The organism is Herbiconiux daphne (assembly GCF_024979295.1).
Classification (GTDB): domain Bacteria; phylum Actinomycetota; class Actinomycetes; order Actinomycetales; family Microbacteriaceae; genus Herbiconiux; species Herbiconiux daphnes.
In genome coordinates this window covers 1-723 of record NZ_JANLCJ010000358.1, presented here as the reverse complement: position 1 = coordinate 723, position 723 = coordinate 1, and the positions used below count along the sequence as shown (strand labels likewise).

Genomic DNA, 723 nt, shown 5'->3' with positions numbered 1-723 from the left:
GCTTTGACAAGTGAACGCCCAATCAATCCACTGTCCAACCAATGCTGAGCCATTGATGCTTCTTCAATCTCCATCTCTTCAATCACTTCACTGCCAGACTTATGACGTGGAATGATGATGCGATTTGGTTTAGCTTCGGTGATGAGTTGGTTAATGTCTTCGAGAACTTTGTTAGCCACATAGCCATACAAGTCCTGGCGTTCGGCATCACACAAGTTAACCAGACGACCAGACTTCTCATCTAAAGTCATCGCTGAATAGTGCTGCATCCCAGAACAAGCCCCATCAAATCCAATCGGGAAGCCAGAGCAATAAGCCTCAGCACCTTCTGGATTAGTCAGAGCATTCACCAGTTCTTTACAAGCGGCGTAGTATTGGAAACGATTGTCGCCTTGTGCCCACATCTCCAGACAATCGAGAGGATTGTAAGCAATGGCTTCAATCTCAGGCAGATGTTCTTCTGTCCACTTGACACGCTCATCAGGATGTTTCTTGTCGATGCCATCTTGTTCACCCAATGTAGCAACGATGAACTTCAACCAATACAGACCACGTTCACCGATTGGTTTCTTGTTGGCAAGAAGCAACAACCCTTTGTTCAGGTCATCCTTCTGTGGATTGAGAAGAGGTTTAGCATAAGCACGACCACGGAAATCAAACTCATACGGCATAAAGAACTTGTCATACTTCGACATCTCTTCTGCCATAGTCAGAGTGTTGAAC

1 protein-coding gene is annotated in these 723 nt (G+C 45.6%); it reads right to left on the bottom strand.

Annotated elements, in window-relative coordinates; all coding sequences use genetic code 11:
* A partial coding sequence (locus N1032_RS25235) for a DNA-directed RNA polymerase (RefSeq protein WP_259543328.1) occupies positions 1 to 707 on the bottom strand: 707 nt, incomplete at its 3' end.
* Positions 708 to 723 lie beyond the last annotated feature (16 nt).